This is a genomic window from Georgenia daeguensis, assembly GCF_039537705.1.
GTDB classification, from domain to species: domain Bacteria; phylum Actinomycetota; class Actinomycetes; order Actinomycetales; family Actinomycetaceae; genus Georgenia; species Georgenia daeguensis.
Window position 1 is genome coordinate 32,133 of record NZ_BAABBA010000018.1, and the last position, 19,642, is coordinate 51,774.

The 19,642-nt window shown below is 71.4% G+C and carries 20 protein-coding genes; 6 read left to right on the forward strand and 14 right to left on the reverse strand.

The features are described 5' to 3' along the window. The first annotated feature begins 71 nt into the window (after positions 1–71). Positions 72–1,505 (forward strand): Nramp family divalent metal transporter, encoded by a 1,434-nt coding sequence (locus ABD774_RS16005; RefSeq protein ID WP_345043271.1) that lies wholly within the window; start codon positions 72–74, stop codon positions 1,503–1,505. A gap of 55 nt (positions 1,506–1,560) precedes the next feature. Here ABD774_RS16005 and ABD774_RS16010 read toward each other — a convergent pair whose 3' ends face one another. From ABD774_RS16010 to ABD774_RS16020, 3 genes are all read right to left on the reverse strand, one after another. Then, positions 1,561–2,265 carry a FadR/GntR family transcriptional regulator gene (locus tag ABD774_RS16010; RefSeq protein ID WP_345043274.1) on the reverse strand — a complete coding sequence of 235 codons (705 nt, stop codon included), beginning with the start codon at positions 2,263–2,265 and terminating at the stop codon, positions 1,561–1,563. Between the two features lie 205 nt (positions 2,266–2,470). Continuing rightward, on the reverse strand, positions 2,471–3,397 hold the full coding sequence (locus ABD774_RS16015) for an ABC transporter permease subunit (RefSeq protein ID WP_345043276.1): 927 nt from the start codon (positions 3,395–3,397) through the stop codon (positions 2,471–2,473). Beyond that, positions 3,394–4,326 carry an ABC transporter ATP-binding protein gene (locus tag ABD774_RS16020; protein ID WP_345043278.1) on the reverse strand — a complete coding sequence of 311 codons (933 nt, stop codon included), beginning with the start codon at positions 4,324–4,326 and terminating at the stop codon, positions 3,394–3,396. Before ABD774_RS16020 ends, ABD774_RS16015 begins: the two co-directional genes overlap by 4 nt. Before the next feature lie 355 nt (positions 4,327–4,681). Here ABD774_RS16020 and ABD774_RS16025 point away from each other — a divergent pair, with 355 nt between their 5' ends. Next, on the forward strand, positions 4,682–4,945 hold the full coding sequence (locus ABD774_RS16025) for a hypothetical protein (protein ID WP_345043281.1): 264 nt from the start codon (positions 4,682–4,684) through the stop codon (positions 4,943–4,945). Between the two features lie 113 nt (positions 4,946–5,058). On the opposite strand, the gene ABD774_RS16030 is transcribed toward ABD774_RS16025, so the two are convergent. After that, positions 5,059–5,646, reverse strand: a complete 588-nt coding sequence (locus ABD774_RS16030; protein ID WP_345043283.1) for an NADPH-dependent FMN reductase — start codon at positions 5,644–5,646, stop codon at positions 5,059–5,061. A gap of 239 nt (positions 5,647–5,885) precedes the next feature. Continuing rightward, positions 5,886–6,878, reverse strand: a complete 993-nt coding sequence (locus ABD774_RS16035) for a pirin family protein (protein WP_345043285.1) — start codon at positions 6,876–6,878, stop codon at positions 5,886–5,888. A 306-nt stretch (positions 6,879–7,184) separates the two neighbouring features. Here ABD774_RS16035 and ABD774_RS16040 point away from each other — a divergent pair, with 306 nt between their 5' ends. After that, positions 7,185–8,633, forward strand: a complete 1,449-nt coding sequence (locus tag ABD774_RS16040; RefSeq protein ID WP_345043288.1) for a glucose/sorbosone family PQQ-dependent dehydrogenase — start codon at positions 7,185–7,187, stop codon at positions 8,631–8,633. 139 nt (positions 8,634–8,772) lie between these two features. Here ABD774_RS16040 and ABD774_RS16045 read toward each other — a convergent pair whose 3' ends face one another. The 5 genes from ABD774_RS16045 to ABD774_RS16065 all read right to left on the reverse strand — a co-directional run bounded on the left by ABD774_RS16045 (position 8,773) and on the right by ABD774_RS16065 (position 13,189). Then, positions 8,773–9,714 (reverse strand): 3-hydroxyacyl-CoA dehydrogenase NAD-binding domain-containing protein, encoded by a 942-nt coding sequence (locus tag ABD774_RS16045; protein ID WP_345043290.1) that lies wholly within the window; start codon positions 9,712–9,714, stop codon positions 8,773–8,775. A gap of 115 nt (positions 9,715–9,829) precedes the next feature. Next, complete coding sequence (locus tag ABD774_RS16050; protein WP_345043292.1) at positions 9,830–11,143, reverse strand: MFS transporter; 1,314 nt, start codon at positions 11,141–11,143, stop codon at positions 9,830–9,832. Continuing rightward, positions 11,140–11,901 carry an SDR family oxidoreductase gene (locus ABD774_RS16055; protein WP_345043295.1) on the reverse strand — a complete coding sequence of 254 codons (762 nt, stop codon included), beginning with the start codon at positions 11,899–11,901 and terminating at the stop codon, positions 11,140–11,142. Before ABD774_RS16055 ends, ABD774_RS16050 begins: the two co-directional genes overlap by 4 nt. Positions 11,902–12,093: 192 nt before the next feature. Further along, the gene (locus ABD774_RS16060; RefSeq protein WP_345043297.1) at positions 12,094–12,582 is read right to left on the reverse strand and encodes a MarR family winged helix-turn-helix transcriptional regulator; all 489 of its coding nucleotides are present in this window, start codon (positions 12,580–12,582) and stop codon (positions 12,094–12,096) included. Positions 12,583–12,691: 109 nt separating this feature from the next. After that, positions 12,692–13,189, reverse strand: coding sequence for a DoxX family protein (locus tag ABD774_RS16065; protein ID WP_345043299.1), 498 nt, complete (start codon positions 13,187–13,189; stop codon positions 12,692–12,694). Positions 13,190–13,293: 104 nt separating this feature from the next. Here ABD774_RS16065 and ABD774_RS16070 point away from each other — a divergent pair, with 104 nt between their 5' ends. Then, positions 13,294–13,872 (forward strand): TetR/AcrR family transcriptional regulator, encoded by a 579-nt coding sequence (locus ABD774_RS16070; protein WP_345043302.1) that lies wholly within the window; start codon positions 13,294–13,296, stop codon positions 13,870–13,872. A gap of 70 nt (positions 13,873–13,942) precedes the next feature. Here the strand turns inward: ABD774_RS16070 and ABD774_RS16075 are convergent, their stop codons facing one another. Together ABD774_RS16075 and ABD774_RS16080 are read right to left on the reverse strand one after the other, a co-directional pair. Next, on the reverse strand, positions 13,943–14,272 hold the full coding sequence (locus ABD774_RS16075; protein ID WP_345043304.1) for a GNAT family N-acetyltransferase: 330 nt from the start codon (positions 14,270–14,272) through the stop codon (positions 13,943–13,945). Between the two features lie 100 nt (positions 14,273–14,372). Then, positions 14,373–14,969 carry a LysE/ArgO family amino acid transporter gene (locus ABD774_RS16080; RefSeq protein ID WP_345043307.1) on the reverse strand — a complete coding sequence of 199 codons (597 nt, stop codon included), beginning with the start codon at positions 14,967–14,969 and terminating at the stop codon, positions 14,373–14,375. Between the two features lie 70 nt (positions 14,970–15,039). On the opposite strand from ABD774_RS16080, the gene ABD774_RS16085 reads away from it, so the two are divergent. Continuing rightward, positions 15,040–15,918, forward strand: coding sequence for a LysR family transcriptional regulator ArgP (locus ABD774_RS16085; protein ID WP_345043309.1), 879 nt, complete (start codon positions 15,040–15,042; stop codon positions 15,916–15,918). Positions 15,919–16,035: 117 nt separating this feature from the next. After that, entirely contained in the window at positions 16,036–17,607 is a 1,572-nt protein-coding gene (locus tag ABD774_RS16090) for an alpha/beta hydrolase domain-containing protein (RefSeq protein WP_345043311.1), read from the forward strand. A 278-nt stretch (positions 17,608–17,885) separates the two neighbouring features. Here ABD774_RS16090 and ABD774_RS16095 read toward each other — a convergent pair whose 3' ends face one another. After that, positions 17,886–18,677, reverse strand: coding sequence for an IclR family transcriptional regulator (locus ABD774_RS16095; protein WP_345043398.1), 792 nt, complete (start codon positions 18,675–18,677; stop codon positions 17,886–17,888). A 37-nt stretch (positions 18,678–18,714) separates the two neighbouring features. Further along, the gene (locus ABD774_RS16100; protein ID WP_345043313.1) at positions 18,715–19,626 is read right to left on the reverse strand and encodes a dioxygenase family protein; all 912 of its coding nucleotides are present in this window, start codon (positions 19,624–19,626) and stop codon (positions 18,715–18,717) included. Between the last annotated feature and the right edge of the window lie 16 nt (positions 19,627–19,642).

Sequence of the window (19,642 nt, forward strand, 5' to 3'; positions counted from 1 at the left end):
AGCCTGCGACAGCGACGTTCAGTTGGTCGTCGTTGCCGTCGGCCTGAACTCGCACACCGAGAGGACCAGGCATGTCAGTGACGACCAGCGCCCGTGGCGCGGATCCCTCGTCCACCCCCACGAACATTCGTGACCCCTACAAGCTCGACCCGGCCGATGTGCTGGACCCGCCGCGCGGATGGCGCGCGAGCTGGAAGTTCTTCGGCCCCGGGTTCGTCACCAGCGCCGCCGTCGTCGGCTCGGGCGAGCTGATCACCGCCACCGCGCTCGGCGCCGAGGTCGGCTTCCTGCTGCTCTGGCTCGTCCTCGTCTCCACCTTCGTCAAGGTGGCCGTGCAGATCGAGCTCGCCCGCTGGTCCATCTCCACCGGGAAGACCTCGATCACCGGCTACAACGACGTCCCGCCGAAGATCGCGGGCCGCAGCTGGATCTCGTACATCGGCCTGCTCATGATCATCCAGATCGTGATCGGCCAGGGCGGCGTGCTGGGCACCGGCGCCCTGGCGCTGAGCATGGTCATGCCGGTCGGAGGGGACCCGTTCTCCTTCGCCTCCATCGCCACCTGGGTGACGGTCATCGTCGTCATGGCCATCGCGTTGCACATGACGAACCGCTACGGCGTCGTCGAGAAGATCTCCACCGTGCTCGTTGCCCTGGTGACCCTGCTCGTGATCGCGATGGTCGTGGGCATCCAGTTCACGCCGTTCGCGTGGTCCGGCACCGACATCGCCGAGGGCATGCAGTTCCAGATCCAGGCCGGGACCATGGGCATCGCTCTGGCCATGTTCGGCATGACCGGCGTGGGCGCCGGCGAGATCACGGCCTACACCTACTGGTGCGTCGAGAAGGGCTACGCCCGCTTCACCGGTCCCAACGACGGCTCGCAGGCGTGGGTGGACCGTGCCCGCGGCTGGATCTCCGTGATGAAGAAGGACGCGTTCCTCGCCTGGGTCATCTACACGATCTCCACCGCCGCCTTCTTCGTGCTGGGTGCCGCTGTGCTGCACCCGCAGGGGCTCGTGCCCGAGGGCAGCGAGGTGCTCGAGGTTCTCTCCCGCATGTTCACCGACGTGGCGGGCGAGTGGACCAAGGTCATCTTCCTGCTCGGCGCGGCTGCGGCACTGATCAAGACCGTCCTGGCGAACGTGCCCGGTTTCGCCCGGCAGATCTCCAACACGCTCTCGCTGTTCGGCGCGTTCGACTGGAGCGACCTGCACGCCCGGAACAAGTGGCTGCGCGCCCTGCTCATCGCCCTTCCGATCGTCTGGGGCGTGTTCTACCTCTTCGTCCAGTCGCCCGTCGCGATGATCGTCATCGCCGGCATCGGCAACGCCCTGTTCCTCATCGCGATCGTCGTGGCCGTCTGGTACCTGAGCCGGACCCAGACGGACGACCGCGTCAAGGACGGCTCGGTCTTCACCCTCTACCTGGTGATCTCCTCGATCGCCGTGTTCGCCGTCGGCCTGCTGTCCCTGCTCGACATGATGGGGGTCTCCGTAGCCTGACGGGCCTCCGGGAAGGGGCCGGGCCGGCAGCCGCCGGCCCGGCCCCTTTCTGGCGTCAGCCCACCGCCGGCTGGATGACCTCCTGCTCGACGACGTCCACGATGGCGGCGGCGAGGCGCTCGGCGCGCTGGACGTCGCCGTCGGCCAGCGCGTCGGCCAGGGCGACGTGGTTGTCGAGGTTCTCGTCGGCCGGGAGGGCGGGGGTCATACCCAGCTCGTTGCGGCCCCGGAGGATGGCGCTGATCGTCCCCTCCAGGGCGGCGAGCATCTCGTTGCCGCTGGCCGCGAGGAGTGCCGCGTGGAAGCGGATGTCGGCGGCGAGGAACTCCTGGGAGTCCCCCTTCCCCGCCCGCCCCAGCTCCTTCATCTCCGCGGCGGACCGGCGCAGCTCCTGGATCTGCTGCCAGGTCACGCGCTGGGCGGCGTAGCGCGCCGCGGTCGGCTCGATCCCCCGGCGCAGCTCGGTGAGCGTCCTGAGCTGGAAGGCCTTGCCGGAGCTGTCCAGACGCCAGCGGATCACCTCGGGCGCGAGCAGGTTCCACTCGGACGGCTCGGTCACGACGATGCCCACCTTGGTGCTCGAGCGGAGCAGGCGGAGGTTCTCCAGCACGCGGACAACCTCGCGCGCGACCGAGCGCGAGATGCCGTACCGCGCCTCGAGCTCGGCGACGGTCGTGTGGTGGCCCGGCGGGAAGACACCGGTGACGATGGAGTGACCGAACTCCTCGAGCACCTTCTGGTAGAGATTCCTGCCCGACATCACGTCACCCTCGTCGCTGGCTCGAGTTCTGCGGCCGACGATAGCGCACCGCCGCGCACCTTATTGTTGTGCTTATTCCTGCTCTTTAAGGTGAGAGCGGGCTCAGCGTGCTGAGCGGGGGCCGCCAGACGGCACGACCGAGGTCCCGGTCGTCACGGCCGGGACCTCGATCTTGCGGAGCAGCCAGCTCGCTGCTGGCGCCCCGTCAGGCGTCGCGGCGGCGCAGGCTGACCGCGCCCGCCGCGAGGGCGGCTGCGGCCCAGGCGCCGACGACGGCCACGCCCTGCCAGGCGGTGAGCACCTCGTTGGTGCCGAACATCCCGCTGAGGCCGAGGAAGGACACTGCGGCGGGAAGCGGCAGCAGGGCGACGAGGTCCTGGACCCAATCGATCTGGACGAACTGGAGCACGCCCGGCAGCAGCAGGAGCAGGCCGAGGACGGTGGTGATCGTGCCGGCCGTGTGGCGCAGCACCGCCCCGAGGCCCAGGGCGATGAACGCAGCCGCCATGAAGAAGAACGTCATGCCGCCGAACGCCTGCCACGTGAGGGAGTCGCCCAGGGACGGCACGAGGTCGTAGTCGGCGAGGAAGGGGCGCGAGACCAGGTAGGCACCGACGATGCTGACGGCGCTGACCACGACGGTCAGCACGACGAGCGCGAGGGCCTTGGCCGCGAGGACGGGCAGGCGGCTCGGCACGGCGGCGAGGGTGGAGCGGATCATCCCGGTGGAGTACTCGCCGGTCATGAGGAGCGCGCCGAGCACCGCGATCGTGACGGTGCCGAACTGGTACCCGCCGATCACGAACTCGGCGCCGTGCAGCTGGACCCCCGCGGGCATGCCCTCGACGGTCATCACGTCGAGCGAGGAGGACATCGCGAGCGCGAGGAGGGTCATCACGGCGACGGTGATGCCCATCGTCCACCAGGTGGAGCGCAGGGAGAGGAGCTTGATCCACTCGCCCTTCATCACGCCGAGGAAACCGAGGCGGGCGTCGCCGACGGAGTCGGCGACGGCGGACCCGTCGGGGCCGGGCCCGGTCGTCGTCGTGGAGTCGGGGCGGGCGGCGGACGGGGCGACGGCGGACGCTCCGGCCCCAGGGCCGGCGGGCGGGGTCGTGGTGGTGGTGCTCATCGGGCGGCCTCCATGGCCTCGTGGGTGGTCTCGGAGCGGTACTCGACGGCGTCCTGGGTGAGGGTCATGTAGGCCTCCTCCAGGCTCGCCCGCTGGACCGTGAGCTCGTGCAGGACGATGCCGTGGCGGGCCGCCGTCTCGCCGATCTGCTCGGCGGCGGAGTCGTGAACGGCGAACGCGCCGTCGCCGGCCGGCTCGACGGTGGCGCCGGCGGACCGCAGGAGCGGCACGAGCTCGGCGGCCTGCGGCGAACGCACCCTGACGACGGCACCGGTGGCGGCGTCGATGACGTCCTGGACGGCACCGGCCGTGATGATCCGCCCACGGCCGATGACGAGGAGCTGGTCGGCCGTCTGCGCCATCTCGGACATCAGGTGGGAGGAGAGGAAGACGGTGCGGCCCTCGGCCGCGAGCTGCCGGGTGAGGTGGCGGACCCACTGCACGCCCTCGGGGTCGAGGCCGTTGACCGGCTCGTCGAGGATCAGCGTGCGCGGGTCGCCGAGCAGGGCGGAGGCGATGCCGAGCCGCTGGCCCATTCCCAGCGAGAACCCGCCGACCCGCTTGCCCGCCACCCCGGCGAGGCCGGTCATCTCGATGACCTCGTCCACGCGCCTGGTGGGGATGCCGTGGGTGGCGGCCATGGTCCGCAGGTGCGACCGGGCGCTGCGACCGCTGTGCACGGCCTTGGCGTCCAGCAGCGCGCCGACCTCCCTCAGCGGCGAGCGGTGCTGCGCGTAGTGCTTGCCGTTGACCGTCACCGTGCCGGAGGTCGGCCGGTCGAGGCCGACGATCATGCGCATCGTGGTGGACTTCCCGGCGCCGTTGGGGCCGAGGAACCCGGTGACGGTGCCGGGCGGGATGGTGAAGCTGATGCTGTCGACGGCGGTCTTGCTGCCGTAGCGCTTGGTGAGGTTGTGTGCCTCGATCATGGTTGCCCTCAGGTCGGTCCGCCCCGGGCGATCGGCCGTGGGCCGCCCGCCGGGGATGTCACGACGAGTCAACCGATTCGGCCGAACCGGCGGATCCGGGACGGGCCCTGACCGGACCCTGGAACCGGCACGGCCCGACCCTGGTTCCTCTCAGGGTCGAACCTCGCCTGTGAGTTGCGCCACCGCGCCCCGCAGACGCGCGCATCCCCGGGGCCCGGACCTCACGGGATGCCGGAGGGCGAGTTTATGGCCGGATCGCGCCGAAAACTCGGGGTCGAAACCAGTGACGGGGGCTAGTAGCGTTCCGCTCAGAACCCTAAGGCTCTCCTCGCCACACCTTCGGAAGGACCTTCCCGTGACCGTCACCGCGCTCGCCCCTGCCTGGGCCGACCCGACCCAGATCACCGACCCGGCGGACAAGGCCGCGCACATGCGCCGTTCCCCCATCGTCGTCACCCGGGTCGGCGCCGGAGAGCTCCGTACGGTCATCGTCGACGACGGCAACGGCCCGCGCCTGCACCTCGAGGCCCGCACCGAGGACGGCCTCGACGTCGAGCAGGCGGCCGCGCTGGTCGAGGCGCTCGCGGCCCAGGTCGAGGTGCTCCGCGCCGCGCGTTAGGCACTGAGCACGGGCTGACATGAAGAACCCGACGGCGGCACGGAAGTGCCGCCGTCGGGTTCTTGTGCGGGAGCCGGGGCGCCGTCGCCGACGCCCCGGGCGTTCCGGCAGGATCAGGCGTTGGCGCCGACCGGGGCGAAGTCGCCCGCGCGCACGGCCTCCATGGCCTTGGTCCAGGAGACGAGCTGGTCCAGCATGGGCTCGACCGAGGCGGTCGCCGGCTCGGTCGGGGTGAAGACTGAGAAGTTCTCGAAGTCGGTGAACAGGGACATCAGCACGGCGTTGCGCACGTGCGCGACCTGCATCTCGGAGAGGATGCCGCGCAGGTGCTCGACGGCGCGGGCGCCACCGGCGGAGCCGTAGGAGACGAAGCCCGCGGCCTTGTTGTTCACCTCGGCGGCCAGGTAGTCCAGCGCGTTCTTCAGGGCGCCGGTGATGGAGTGGTTGTACTCGGAGACGACGAAGACGAAGCCGTCGAACTCGGCCATCTTCGCGGACCAGGCCTGGCCCTCGGCGGAGGCTGCGGGGCCCCACGACGGCGGCGTGGCCTCGGCCCAGACCGGCAGGTTGAAGTCGGCGATGTCCACGATCTCGAACTCGGCGTCCTGGCGCTGGTCCGCGATGGACTTGACCCAGTTGGCGACGTTCAGGCTCTGACGGCCGGGGCGGATGCTGCCGGTGACGATGGCGATCTTGGTCATGACTCTCCTGTGGTTCGTGGCGTTCCGATAAGGACTCGCGCCCTTCGCTCCATGCAACTGCATGAATCTTCAATCTCTTCCGTCACCGACGGTGGCGTCGGTCACAGGGCCACCGACTCTGCTGCCCGCGTGGCTGCCGCTCGGACTGACCTAGACAGATGGCCGGCAGCCGCTGGCGGCGGCCCTGCAGCGCTCGACGCCCCGGTGATCCGCGGCGAGGTTCTCCGCCGCTCGGCGCCCTAGCGGGCGCGGGGCTTGAGCCGCACCTGCGGCAGCTCGGGGGCGGGCAGGGGTGCGCCGTCGTACCCGGTGACGCGACCGAACCGAGCGACCCCCTCGGGCTCGCCGGCGATCGCCGCCTGCCACTGCGCCCGGGCGGTGAGGACCTCCTCGTGGGTGCGGGTGACGAAGTTCCACCACATCAGCACCTGCTCGCCGAACGGGACGCCGCCCATGAGCACCGCCCGCACCGGGGCCTCGCCAGCCTCCAGGAGGATCTCGCCCGGCCCCGGCGCGAGGTAGGCCAGCCACGCCTCCGGCACGGCGGTGCCGTCGACGGTGAGGTCGCCGCCGTCGAGCAGGATGCCGTGCTCGAACGCCCCGTCCACCGGCAGGCGCACGCGCGCGCCCGCGGGGATGTCGAGCTGCGCGGCGACCAGCGGCGAGTACGCCCGCGCCGGCGACGTCACGCCGCCGAGGGTGCCCATGAACACCTGCACGCGGGCGCCGTCGATATCGAACACCGGCACGTCGGCGACGTGCTCGAAGGCGCGCTCGCCCGCGCGGTCGGCGTCCGGCAGGGCGGTCCAGAGCTGGACGCCGTGGAGGCGTCCCTGCGCCGGGAACCGCCTGAGGGTGCCCTCCTCGGAGTGGCAGATCCCGTTCCCGGCGGTCATGAGGTTGAGCTGGCCGGGCTGGATGGTCTGGACCGAACCGAGCGCGTCCTGGTGGAGCACCTGCCCCTCGAAGAGCCAGGTGACCGTCTGGAGCCCCGCGTGCGGGTGCGGGGGCACGTCCATGCCGCCGGAGGCGGAGATGTCGTCGGGCCCGTAGTGGTCGGCGAAGCAGAACGCGCCGATCAGCGAGCGTTGCTTCGAGGGCAGCGTGCGCCGCACCGTCATCGCGCGCGGCCCGCCGAGGGGGACGTCGCGCGGCTCGATCAGCTCGACGGCGGAGGTGCCGGGGCCGGTGAGGCACACCTGCTCCTGCGGCCGGGTCTCGAGGTTCGTCATGACGCCAGCGTAGGTGTCCCCGGGCTGCGGGTGGCGGCCCGCCGAGGTGACGTCCACCGGACCGGCCCCGGCCCGTAGCGGGCGCGCCGGAGGCGGACGTAGGGTCGCACCGGCGACCCGCTTCCCCAGGACCATGACGTCCCGCCCCAGTACCGGTCGCCCACCCATGGCCCTGCCGCAGTCGCTGCCGGCGCCCACGGTGCCGCAGCCCGTGACGACGCCAGCCGCCCGCTCCGCCGTCGCCGAGCCCGACATCCCCCATGACCCCGGGTCGGGGGCAGCGCCCCGCCCGGGCGGAGACAGACGATGAAGACTGCTCCGGCGGCGCTCGGCGCCGCCCTTCTGCTCATGACCTCCACCGCCGCCGCGGCGCACTCCCGCGGCGACGACGACGGCGGCCCCCCGGCCATCGAGGACGACTTCACCCGCGAGGTGCTCACCACCGGCCTGTCCGACCCGTTCGAGGTGATCTACGGGCCCGACGACATGCTGTGGGTCACCGAGCGGACCAGCGGCGAGGTCAGCCGCGTCGACCCCGAGACCGGCGAGACGTCCCTCGCCCTGACCGTCCCCGACGTGCTGGCCACGCCGGGCGAGCAGGACGGCCTGCTCGGCATGGTGCTGCACCCCGACCTGCTCGAGAAGAACCGCGACCAGTACGTTTTCCTCTCCTACACCTACGACGGCGAGGGCACCCCGCCCGAGGACGAGACCATCGACCGCCGCCAGCGCATCGCCCGCTACACCTGGGATGCCGAGGACGAGGTCCTCGACCCCGACTCCGAGACGGTCCTCATCGACGGCCTCTACGCCAGCGACGACCACAACTCCGGCCGCATGATCCTCGCCCCGGACGGCAAGCTGCTCTACACGATCGGCGACCGCGGCAACCTCCAGGACCTCAACGCCTGCAAGGTCAACCGGGCCCAGCGCCTGCCCACCCAGGACGAGGTCGACGACGAGAACTGGATCGCCTACCAGGGCAAGTCCCTGCGCCTGAACCAGGACGGCACCATCCCGCGGGACAACCCGCGCATCGACGGCGTGCGCAGCCACGTCTTCAGCTACGGCCACCGCAACCCCCAGGGCCTCAGCCTCGGGCCGGACGACGAGGTCTACTCCTCCGAGCAGGGCCCCAAGAGCGACGACGAGCTCAACCTCATCGTCGCCGGCGGCAACTACGGCTGGCCGTACGTGGCCGGCTACCAGGACGACCAGGCCTACGTCTTCGGCAACTGGGCCGCCTGGGAGGGCTGCACCCCCGAGCAGTACAACGCCTTCGACATACCCGGTACCGTCCCGCAGATGCAGGAGTCGGAGTTCTACTCCCCCGACTTCCAGCCGCCGCTGCGCACCTTCTTCACCGTGCCCACGGGCCATGACTTCAGCGGCGAGGCCTGCGAGCCCTCCGGGCTGTTCTTCATCTGCTACCCCACCGTCGCGCCGTCGAGCCTGGAGTTCTACGACGACGACGCCATCCCCGGCTGGGAGAACTCCTTCCTCATGCCGACCCTCAAGCACGGCACGCTGTACCGCCTGCCCGTCCTCGACGACGACGGCGTGCGCATCGACGGCCCGCTCCCGCTGTTCGAGAGCGTCAACCGCTACCGCGACACCGCCGTCTCCCCCGACGGCCGCACCATCTTCGTGGCCACCGACAGCAGCGGCCTGGCCCGCGGCACCAACGGCGACGCCACCACCGAGCTCGAGAACCCCGGCTCCATCCTCACCTTCACCTACACCGGCACCGACTGAGCGGCCCGGGGAACAGCGACGGCGGACGCCCCGGCGCGCACAGAAGCGGCAGGCCGCGCCCGGACGGGGGCGGCCTGCCGTGCTCGATGCATCGCGCGGAGGCACGAAGCGCTGGGGCGCCGATCTCCGCGTCGCGGGGCTACGGGAGCTGCTGCTTGGCCTTCTTGGCGGCGAGGAGCTGGAGAAGCACCTCGTCGCGCTGGCGGAGGGTCTCGTCCCAGTCGTGCCCGGCGAGCTCCTCCTCCACGCCCTCGGCCATGACGGCGATGTAGTCGTCGGTCTCGGGGTACTCACCCAGGGTGCGCGCCCACTCGCGCTGGGCCGGGCCGATGTGCTCGAGCACGTGGGTGATGCCGCCGTCGCCGCCGGAGGCGTGCAGGTTGAGGAAGGGGCCGAGCAGGGCCCAGCGCAGGCCGGGACCGTAGGAGATTGCGGTGTCGATGTCCGTCACGCTCGCCACCCCGGTCTGGACGAGGTGGAACGCCTCGCGCCAGAGGGCCACCTGGAGCCGGTTGGCGACGTGCCCGGGCACCTCCTTGTTGATGCGGATGGGCTTCTTGCCGATCTCGGCGTAGAAGGCGAGGGCCCGGTCGACGCTCTCGGCGGAGGTCTGCCGGCCGCCGAGGACCTCGACGAGCGGGATGAGGTGCGGCGGGTTGAACGGGTGACCGAGGACCATGCGCTCGGGGTGCTTCATCCCCTCCTGCACGTCGGAGATCAGCAGGCCCGAGGACGACGTCGCGACGAGGGCCGTGGGGGCCAGGGTGGACTCGATCTCGGCGAGCATGGAGCGCTTGATCTCGAGGCGCTCGGGACCGTTCTCCTGGACGAACTCGGCGTCGCGCACGGCGTCGGCGATCGAGGCGGTGAACCGGAGGTTCTCCCTCGACGCGCCCTCCTCGAGCCCGAGAGTCTCGAGCGCGGGCCAGAACTGCTCGACCCACGTGCGCAGGCGGTCCTCGGCGCCGCCGGCGGGGTCGGCGGCGACCACGGTGAACCCGCGGGAGAGGTAGTACGCGGCCCAGCTGGCGCCGATGACGCCGGTGCCGACGACGGCGATGGTGCGGGAGGTGTTGCTCATGACTGTCACTTCTCTCTGACTACTGACGGTGGCCGTGGCGCTGGTTGCGCTCGTGCCACCTGGGGTGGCGCTGGTTGCGCTCGTGCCACCTGGGGTGGCGCTGGTTGCGCTGGTGCTAGCGGGGCGTGGCGCTGGTGGCCGGAACGTCCTCGAACGTGCGGTCCCGGCTCAGGAGCGCGGCTCCGAGGACCATGACGGCGGCGGTGGCCGCGAAGACGAGCAGCGGGACGGTCCAGCCGCCGGTGAGGTTCGACAGCAGCCCGCCGAGGAACGGCCCGACGGTGCCGAACGCGTAGCCGATGCCCAGGCTGAACCCGGTGACCGCGGCGGAGCCCTCGGGCGTGCGGGTGCGGCGGTTGAACATCACCATCGCGAAGGGGAACGCACCGCCGGAGATGCCGGCGACGAAGGCCCACACGGCGCCCGCGCCCGGGGCGGTGATGATGCCGAGATAGCCGACGGCCGAGGCGATCGGGAACACGGCGCCGAGAAGGAGGGGGTTCTTCAGCCTGGAGGCGATGATCGGGGTGATCAGGGCCATCGGCAGCGTGAGGAACGTGTAGATGGAGTACATCCCCGCGGCCTCGCCCTCGCTGAGGCCCTGCGCCTGGAAGATGGTCGGCAGCCAGGCGAGCATGGCGTAGGTGTTCAGGGCGGCCATGCCGTAGAAGATGGCGCCCCCGAGGGAGACCGGGTTGGTGAACAGCTTCCGGGCGCCGAACTTCTGCGCCGGTGCGGCCGCCGTCGTGCCGGCCTTGTCCGCCCTGCCCGAGCGCACGGCCGCGAGGGTCCAGGGCAGGGCCGCGAGGATCATGAGCCCGGCGTAGGAGGCGACGGAGGTGCGCCAGCCGACCGCGTCGGCCATCGGCACGGCGAGCATGGCGGGGATGGTGGCGCCGGCCTGCGTCATGAGGGTCAGGACGGACATGGCGGTGGCCTGTCGGTCCGCGAAGTACCGCTTGACCAGCGGCGGGCCGACCACGTTGCCCATGCCCATGCCGAACAGCGCGACCAGGCCGAACAGCAGGAAGCCGACCGGGGAGTCCCCCAGCACGCGCAGGATGGTCCCGGCGGCGCCCAGTCCGAGAGCGACGACGGCGATCCGGGCCGGGCCGTACCGGCGGATGAACGCGGGGGCGATGAACCCGGCGAGGCCGAAGGCGATCGTCGGCAGCATGCCCAGGATCGTGGTGCCGACGGCGCCCAGGGCGACGTCCGCGCCGATGCGGCCCAGCAGCGGGGAGATGCCGGTGACCGCGTGGCGCAGGGAGAGCGCCAGCAGGATCAGGCCGACTAGGTAAAAGATGCGGCCCCGCCAGGGCTGCTTGGCCGGGGCTGCCGGAGCTGCCACCGGGGCCGCGTCCACGGCGCCGGTCCGGCTCTCCGTCGTGGCGGCGGAGGCGAGGGTGCGGGTGTCGGCGGCGATCATGACGCCGCCTTCGAGTCCGCGTCGATGGGGAAGAGCTGGCCGGAGATGGTCCGACCGTGCGGGCCCGTCAGGAACAGGACCAGCGCGGCGATGTCGGCGGGGTCGATGAAGTCCTTGATCGACTGGTTGTTCAGCGCGTTGGTGGTCTCCTGCTCCACGGTGGTGCCGTTGGCCGTGGCGCGGCCCTCGAGGACGGCGGCCATGCGCGGACCCTTGACGGCGCCGGGGTGGATCGTGTTGGCGGTAATGCCGAACTCGCCGAGCTCGAGAGCGAGCGTCTTGCTGAAGCCCACCAGCGCCCACTTGGTGGTGGAGTAGGCGATGCGGTTGGGGTAGCCGAAACGGCCGGCGAGGGACGACATGGTCACCACGGACGCGGCGTCGGAGTCCTTGAGCAGCGGGATCGCGCGCTGGGTGACGTGGAAGGTGCCGTGGAGAATGACGTTGACGACGGCGTTCCAGGCGTCGAAGGGAAGCTGCTCGGCCGGGGCGGTGGGACCGGAGATGCCGGCGTTGTTGATCAGGACGTCGAGCCCGGCGAGCTCACGGCGGACGTCGGCGAACAGGGCGTCGACGGCGGCAGGGTCGCTCACGTCGGTCACGGACCCGGTGATGTTCTCGTTCGCCGAGGTGACGGCCTCGACAGCCTCCGCGTTGACGTCTGCGATATGAACCCTGGCCCCGGCGGCGGCGAAGGCCTGCGCGATGGCGAGGCCGATGCCGTTGGCTCCGGCCGTGATGAGAACCCGCTGACTCATTGTCCTGCCCCTCTCATGGGCGCCCACTCGGAGCGAACGCCTTTCTTGGAAGATACATAGACGCTAAGTGTTCTCAGCCTGAGCACATTCCGGGGCGACGCTGTGAGGACAGTCACCGAGTGCACGGGGGTACGAGAAAGCGCCAGCCCCGGCGCCCTGAGAAGGGCTCCGGAACTGGCGCTTCGGCGGGCGTCAGGCCCCGCTCGTGCCGTTCGCGCCGTACAGCTCGAGCATGGCGTCGGCGACCAGGGTGGCCCGCTCGGCGCCGAGCACCGCGACGAACTGGGAGCGGTTGATGTCCGCCACGAGGCAGCGCAGCTCGGCGGCGATCTCGACCCCCGCGGGCGTGAGCTCGAGGTAGGTGACCCGGCGGTCCTCGGCGCAGGCCGTCCGCACGGCCAGCCCCCGGTTCTCAAGCTTGTCGGCGATCTTGGTGAAGCCGCCGCTCGTGAAGGACGCGGCACGAGCCAGCGTGTTCATCGGCGCTCGGCGCCTCGGATCCCCACCGAGCTGCAGCATGGTCTGCGCCTCGGCCGGGTTGAGCGAGAACGCGGCCTTGATCGCGGCGTGCACGCGCCCGTTGGTGGCCTCGAAGCCCCGAATCACGCGCCCCCAGAGCTCGACCGCCGTGTCGTCGTCGACGGTCCGCTGGGCAGCGGTCTTCTTGGTGCCGGCGTTCATCAGGCCCCTTCCGGGTCTGGACAGATGGGTGCACACACATGCTCTCCATACAAGCAAGTTGCCCGGAAGTAAATTCCCAGCGCCCCGCAGGCCCGGAACCTGCGGCCCGTCAGGGCACCGCAGGTCTCGCCGCGACCGTCCTGGAGGCAGCCCGGCGACGCGAGACGTAGGTCCTGAGCACTGCGATCGTCGCGGCGAGGAAGACCACCTGCACGAGCGTCCGCGGGAACAGGCCCATCGTCTGGGCCCCCTCCAGGGCGGCGCCGCTCACGGCGGCGTAGACGTTCGCCGGGAACATCACGACGAGCAGGGCGCTCAGGCCACCCGCCGCCCAGGCCACGGTCCGCGGCAGGAGCAGCCCGACCGCGCCGGCCAGCTCCAGCGCGCCCGTCACGGTGACGAGGAGACCCGGCTCCGGGAGCACGGGAGGAACCATGCTGATGAGCTCCTCCCGCATCCCGACGAAGTGGCTGACGCCGGTGAGGGTGAACATCGCGGCCAGGCCGGCCCGGAGGGCGACGGGCCACGAGCGGAGACGTGGGACCCCGGCGGCCCCGGCCGCCCGGACCGCCAGCGTGACGGCGACGAGAACGATGAGCGGTGCCATGCGATCCTCCAGCGAGATCTAGCCACTGACAAGTTGCCAGTGCAAGGAACCCTAGGCGCCACCCTCTAACTTGTCAATGCCTAGATCACCGCTATGCTCACCTCGTGCCGTCCACCACCCGCCCGTACCACCACGGCGACCTCCGCCGCGCCGTCCTCGCCGCCGCCGTGGCGGCGATCCCGGAGGTCGGCCCGGCCGGGCTCAGCCTGCGGGACCTGGCACGGCGTGCCGGCGTCTCCCACGCGGCGCCGGCCCATCACTTCGGCGACAAGGCGGGGCTCCTCACCGCCGTGGCGGTCGAGGGGTACGAGCTGCTGGCGGAGGCGCTGACGGACGCGCAGCAGCGCACGGACGACTTTCACGAGGTCGGTGTGGCGTACGTGCGCTTCGCCGTAGAGCACCGCGCCCACTTCGAGGTGATGTTCCGGCCCGATCTGTACCACCGGGACGATCCCGACCTGCTGGTCGCTCAGGAGCGCACCGGCGCCGCCCTCTACGCCGGGGCGGGATCGGTCCCGACCGGCCAGCGCGGGGCGGACGTGCGCGTGGCCGGCATCGCCGCGTGGTCCCTCGTCCACGGCTTCGCCAGCCTCTGGCTCAACGGCGCGTTGCCTCCGGACGTCGGTGAGGATCCCGAGGCCGCCGCGCGCGCCGTCGCCGGCATGCTGTTCCGGGAGTCCTGACCACGAGGCGCCGCCGTCCCGACGGCGGCGCCCCCGGGTCGTCGCCCGGATGCGCAGGTCGCTCGGCGCCTCAGTGCCGCAAGGTGTCCAGGTGCTCCGGCCGGACCTCGACGACGTCCGCGGCGTACTCGCGGTGCCGGCCGAGGAAGGCGTGGATGTAGGGGCACACCGGGACGATCTTCAGCCCGGCGGCGACGGTCTCGTCGAGGGCGAACGTCGCGAGCTTCGACCCCAGGCCGTGCCCCTCGTACGCCTCGTCGACCACCGTGTGGAAGAAGACCCGCTCCCCCGTGCCGTCGCCGGGCAGGTAGTGGGCCTTCCCGATGACCCTGTCGTCGTCGATCAGCTCGAAGCGGTGGCGGTCGGCGTTGTGGCGGACGGTGATCGTGGTCGTGTCCATGGTTCTCCAGGGCAAGGGCCAGCCGGTCCGGGGATGTCCCTCTCAGGGTCCTCCTACGGCCGGCGCTTCGCCGCCCGAGCTCGCACCGCCGGGGCGTGGCTCATCCGAGCAGCAGCCGGACGGCGAGGGCGATCATGACGACGCCGATGCAGACGTCGAGGACCCTCCACGTGGCGGGCCGGCTCATGAGGCGCGAGGCGGCGCGGGCACCGAAGCCCAGGGTGGTGAACCACAGGACGCTGCCGGCGGCGGCGCCCATCGCAAACCACCAGCGCCCGCCGTCGTGCTGGTTCGCGATGGATCCGAGCATGAGAACGGTGTCGAGGTAGACGTGGGGGTTGAGGTAGGTGAGCGCGAGGGTGGTGGTGACCACGGTCCGGCGTCCCGACGCCCTGCCCTCCAGCGGGTCCAGCGCCTGGGGCTTCCGGGAGCCCCACAGCGACCGGACGCCGTAGCCGGCGAGGTAGGCGGCACCGACCCAGCGCAGCGCCGTCATGGCGGTGGGGTGGTCCTGGACGAGCGCGCCGACGCCGCTGACGCCGATCGCGATGAGCAGGGCGTCGGAGAGGGCGCAGATGGCGACGACGAGACCGACGTGGTTGCGGGTCAGCCCCTGCCTGAGGACGTAGGCGTTCTGGGCGCCGATGGCCACGATGAGCGAGAGGCCGGTCAGCAGGCCCGGCAGGGCGGCGGTCACGCCATCGAAACTAACCGCGCGCCTCGCTTAAGTGAAGCGAAACTTTCTTCACCGTCATTAGGATCGCTTCATGCACGCCAGACCGGAGCAGCTGGCCGCCCTGGTGGCGATCGTGGACGAGGGCACCTTCGACGCGGCGGCGCGGCGCCTGTCGGTGACGCCGTCGGCGATCAGCCAGCGCATCCGGGCGCTCGAGAGCCAGGTGGGGCAGGTGCTCCTGCTGCGCACGACGCCGAGCCGGACCACCGAGGCCGGCGCCGTGCTGCTGCGGATGGCGCGTCAGCAGCAGCTCCTGGAGCGCGAGGCCCTGGCCGAGCTCTCCGCCGGGGACGAGGCCGGAGCCACGAACCTTCCCGTCGCGGTCAACGCCGACTCCCTCGCCACGTGGTTCAGGGCCGTGCTCGAGGACTGCGCGTCGTGGGGCGACGTCACCGTGCGGCTGCACGTGGAGGACCAGGACCACTCCTCGGCGCTCCTGCGCACCGGCACCGTCCTCGGGGCCGTCACCTCGGACCCCGTCGCGGTGCAGGGCTGCTCGGTCGAGCGGCTCGGGACGATGCGCTACCTCCCCGTGGCGACGCCGCACCTGGTCCGGCGCTGGACGAGGGGCCGCGCCGTCGACTGGGCGGGGATGCCGGTCGTGCGGTTCAACGCCAAGGACGACCTGCAGCAGCGGCTGCTCTCCAGACGCGGGGTGACGACGACGCCGCCGACCCACGTCGTCCCCTCCTCCGAGGGCTTCCTGGCCGCGGTACGGGCAGGGCTCGGGTGGGGTGCGGTGCCGGAGGACCAGCTCGACGACGATCTCCAGACCGGCCGCCTGGTCCGGCTGGGCTCCCGCGACCGCGTCGACGTGCCGCTGTACTGGCAGCGCTGGCGGCTCCGCTCCCCCGCCGTCGACCGGATCACCGGCGCCGTGCGGGCGGCGGCGGCGTACCTGCACCGCTGAGCCGTATCGGCCACGTCCGCGCCGGGCGCGGGCAAATGATGGCAACCGGTTTCCATCCGCGAGGGGCCCGTCCATCATCGGGGGCGACCGAACACCGCCGTTCCCAAGGAGAGCCTCGTGCCCCGTTCCCCTCGCCGTCCGCTGCTCGTCGGCCTGAGCGCCGCCTGCGCCGGCACCCTCGGGCTGACCCTCGCCGCCGTCCCGGCCTCCGCCCACCGGCCGGCCGAGCCCGACCCGCTCGTCGACTCGCTCACGGCCGTGCCGGAGGTCGCCGGACCGGTCGCCGAGACCGACGAGAGCCACCTGTGGTCCTCGATGGAGCGCGCCCGCGAGCCGTTCGACGTCGCCGACCGCGGCTACGTCGAGGAGGAGTACTTCCTCTCCGGCACCGCCAACGTCTACGACAGCGCCGGCGGCGAGCTCCAGGTGGTCGACGAGGCTGTGCCCTACGTCAACAACATCCTCGTGCGGCGGCCCACGGAGAGGTCGGACTCCTCGGGCGTCGTCCTGGTGGACATCCTGAACGCCTCCAACGGCTTCCCGGGCGAGGACCACTGGCGCCGCATGTGGGACTGGGCGATGGAGGAGGGGCACACCGTCATCGGGGTCACCTCCAAGCCGATCCAGGTGGACGCGTTGAAGAACTACGACCCGGAGCGCTACGCGGAGCTGACCTGGGACGTCGCGGACGTCGAGCGCGAGCCGATCGTCGCCGATCCGGCCGACCCCGCCTCGTTCAACCCGTTCATGGTCGTGCCCGGCGCCGAGGAGGGCCTCGCGTGGGACATCATCACGCAGGTCGGCACGCTGCTGGACGCCAAGGAGGGCCGCGACGTGCTCGGGGGCCAGAAGGCGAAGACCGTGCTGCTCATGGGCCAGTCGCAGTCGGGCGTCTACCTCAACACCTACGCCACGAACTTCCACGAGGCGGTGACCGAGGCCAACGGCGGGCCGGTCTTCGACGGCTACCTCAACAGCGTCGGCGCGGTGCTCGAGCGACCGCTGCGCCAGGGTGAGAGCGACGGCTTCGTCACGGTGCCCGGGTCCGAGCCGGAGCTGGACGTCCCGTTCATCACGGTCACCTCCGAGGGCGACGCCGGCCTCTTCGGCGCGCGCACCCTCGCGGAGAAGGACCTGCCGGCGAACCGCCGGCACTGGCAGGTGCCGGGCACCCCGCACACCGACCTGCTCTCCCCGGTCATCCCGGCGGACGAGGAGATCTACCAGTCCGGCCGGCTGCCCAACACCCAGGTCCACGACCCGGCGTTCCGGGAGGCGCTCAGCCTCTACCCACTCGAGCCGACGATCATCGCGGCCGCCGACGCGCTCGTGTCCTGGAGCGGGAAGAACCAGGAGGCTGCGCCGTCGCAGTGGTTCGACCAGGCCGACGGCGCGCTGGTCCGCGCCGAGGACGGCAACGTCACCGGCGGCGTGCGCTACGGCCTGATCGAGCACCCGCTCGGCCAGTACCTCGGCGGGGCCAAGCCGGGTGCGGTCTACGGCTCGGACGAGCTCATGACCGCCGAGGAGTTCGCGACGACGTACGGGACCCGGGCCGAGTACCTCGCCCTCATCGCCGAGGTCGACGCCGCCCAGGTCGAGGCGGGGTACCTCACCGAGTGGGGTGCCGAGTACTTCCAGGACGTCGCCGGCACGCTCCTGGACCGGATCGGCGTCCCGGAGGCATGACGACCGGGCCCTGACCCGGCAAGCGTGCGGCCCCGCCGAGGCGGGGCCGCACGTGCGTGCAGGACCGCCGGGACCGCGGGGACCGCCGGGACTCAGCCCGGCACGGGCAGCTGACTGGGACTCCTGGCCCTGCTGCTCAGGTGCCGCTCCGAGGGTGAACCGGCAGCGGCACCGCGGCCGAGCTCCTCGATGGCGTCGAAGGAGCCGCCCGAGAGATGACGAGAGACCGCAGCCATCGCGTCGCCCCTCGCCCTCGACGGCGACTGCGCGAAATCGCTCTAACGCGCGACGCCGAGCTCCCGCGAGATGGTCAGGGTCATGTCGAGGAGAGCCCGGCCGACGCGCTCGAGCTCGGCGGGCGTCCCCTGGTCGTCGGGCAGGACGACCGACATCGCCAGCGGAAGTGGGTCGGTCGCCGTGTAGACGGGGGCCGCCACCGATGAGATGCCAGGTATGACGCCGCCGGAAGTCACGGCGTATCCGGCCTCCCGCACCTTCGCGGTCTCTGTGCGTACGCGTTCGTCCGTCCACGTCGAGCCCGCCCGTTTCTGGGCGGCCGTGATGGCGCTGCCGACCATGGGCTGAGGGAGGAACGACGCGAAGACGAGCCCGATGCTGGAGGCGAGGAGCGGCAACGTGGCCCCGACGCGGACGGTCACAGCCAGCGGGTGGGACCCATGAGCCCATCTGACAACGATCGGCCCGTCGTCCCCCCACACGGCGACGTTGACGGAGTGCCCGGTCGTGTCGCGCAGGATGCTGGCGTAGTCCGAGGTGACGGCAACTTCGTTCGTGCGCCGAAGAGCCTCTGCTCCGAGCCGCCTCATCGTCGGCCCGAGGTCATACAGACCCGACGGGAGCTGGTAGGTCAGGCCCGTACGGCACAGGCTCACGAGATACCTGTGCGCCTTGCTCGGCTGCATCCCGCTGCCAAGGGCGATCTGTGAGAGCGACATCGGCTGCCCACCTCGCTCAAGGGCAGTCAGCACCCGCATCCCCACCTCGACCGACTGAATTCCCTGTCGCTGCCCGTCCTCACCACCGTTCGCGGCCATTTCTCCCCCGCTCATACCCGACGACCTTCGCACCGCCGGTGACGGCACGAACCTATCTTTCGGCAGGCGGCAGCACGATGTCGAAAGTGGTCTCGCTCCATGTGCCGTGGATCTGGCGGCCGTCGGGGGTGGGCTCGCCGGGCTGGTGCTGGGTGAAGGTCTTGACGAGGGAGTCCTTGACGCCGAAGACGGCGTCGGTGGCCAGCAGGGGGTCGCCCTCGACGAAGATGTGGGTGACCAGGCGCCGGTAGCCGGGGGCGGTGACCATGAAGTGCAGGTGGGCGGCCCGCATGGGCGAGCGGCCGGTGGCCTCGAGCATCTTCCCGACGGGGCCGTCGTGCGGGATGGGGTACGGCGTCGGGGTGACGCCCCAGAACCGGTAGGAGCCGTCGTCGTCGGCGAACAGGTGCGCCCGGCCGGCGGTGCGCCCGTCGGTGTACTGCACGTCGTAGAAGCCGTCGTCGTCGGCCTCCCAGACCTCGATGCGGGCGCCGGGGATCGCCTTGCCGTCGGTGTCGCGCACCGTGCCGCTCACCCAGCAGGGTTCCCCGGCCGCGCCCTGGGCGATGTCCCCGCCGAGCTCGACCAGCGGGGCGTCGTCGACGAAGAAGGGCCCGAACACGGTGGCCTCGGTGACGTCTCCGGTGGCGGGCTGGTTGACGCAGATGGTCTCCATGGAGATGCCCAGGACGTCGGAGAGGAGGATGAACTCCTGGCGGGTGTCGGTGGTGATGTCCCCGCAGGCGCGCAGGAACTCGATCGCCGTCTCCCACTCGGCCTCGGTCAGCCGCACCTCGCGGACGAGGGCGTGGGCGTGACGGGCAACCGCCTGGAGGATCTCCTTGAGGCGCTCGTCCGGGGAGGACTCGAAGCTCGCGAGCACCTGCTCGGTGACGAGCCGCTCGCGCGCTTCCTGCTCACTGCCCTCGGGCGGCGCGGGGACGATGTCGACGGTGTCGGTCATGGTTTCTTCCTTGTCC

Bases quoted from the DNA above. Each gene is read 5' to 3' on its own strand.
- ABD774_RS16030 (WP_345043283.1), bottom strand. From the start codon at position 5,646: ATGACCAAGATCGCCATCGTCACCGGCAGCATCCGCCCCGGCCGTCAG.
- ABD774_RS16010 (WP_345043274.1), bottom strand. From the start codon at position 2,265: ATGTCGGGCAGGAATCTCTACCAGAAGGTGCTCGAGGAGTTCGGTCAC.
- ABD774_RS16040 (WP_345043288.1), top strand. From the start codon at position 7,185: ATGAAGACTGCTCCGGCGGCGCTCGGCGCCGCCCTTCTGCTCATGACC.
- ABD774_RS16015 (WP_345043276.1), bottom strand. From the start codon at position 3,397: ATGAGCACCACCACCACGACCCCGCCCGCCGGCCCTGGGGCCGGAGCG.
- ABD774_RS16100 (WP_345043313.1), bottom strand. From the start codon at position 19,626: ATGACCGACACCGTCGACATCGTCCCCGCGCCGCCCGAGGGCAGTGAG.
- ABD774_RS16050 (WP_345043292.1), bottom strand. From the start codon at position 11,143: ATGATCGCCGCCGACACCCGCACCCTCGCCTCCGCCGCCACGACGGAG.
- ABD774_RS16095 (WP_345043398.1), bottom strand. From the start codon at position 18,677: ATGAGCGGGGGAGAAATGGCCGCGAACGGTGGTGAGGACGGGCAGCGA.
- ABD774_RS16075 (WP_345043304.1), bottom strand. From the start codon at position 14,272: ATGGACACGACCACGATCACCGTCCGCCACAACGCCGACCGCCACCGC.
- ABD774_RS16020 (WP_345043278.1), bottom strand. From the start codon at position 4,326: ATGATCGAGGCACACAACCTCACCAAGCGCTACGGCAGCAAGACCGCC.
- ABD774_RS16065 (WP_345043299.1), bottom strand. From the start codon at position 13,189: ATGGCACCGCTCATCGTTCTCGTCGCCGTCACGCTGGCGGTCCGGGCG.
- ABD774_RS16035 (WP_345043285.1), bottom strand. From the start codon at position 6,878: ATGACGAACCTCGAGACCCGGCCGCAGGAGCAGGTGTGCCTCACCGGC.
- ABD774_RS16085 (WP_345043309.1), top strand. From the start codon at position 15,040: ATGCACGCCAGACCGGAGCAGCTGGCCGCCCTGGTGGCGATCGTGGAC.
- ABD774_RS16055 (WP_345043295.1), bottom strand. From the start codon at position 11,901: ATGAGTCAGCGGGTTCTCATCACGGCCGGAGCCAACGGCATCGGCCTC.
- ABD774_RS16060 (WP_345043297.1), bottom strand. From the start codon at position 12,582: ATGAACGCCGGCACCAAGAAGACCGCTGCCCAGCGGACCGTCGACGAC.
- ABD774_RS16005 (WP_345043271.1), top strand. From the start codon at position 72: ATGTCAGTGACGACCAGCGCCCGTGGCGCGGATCCCTCGTCCACCCCC.
- ABD774_RS16045 (WP_345043290.1), bottom strand. From the start codon at position 9,714: ATGAGCAACACCTCCCGCACCATCGCCGTCGTCGGCACCGGCGTCATC.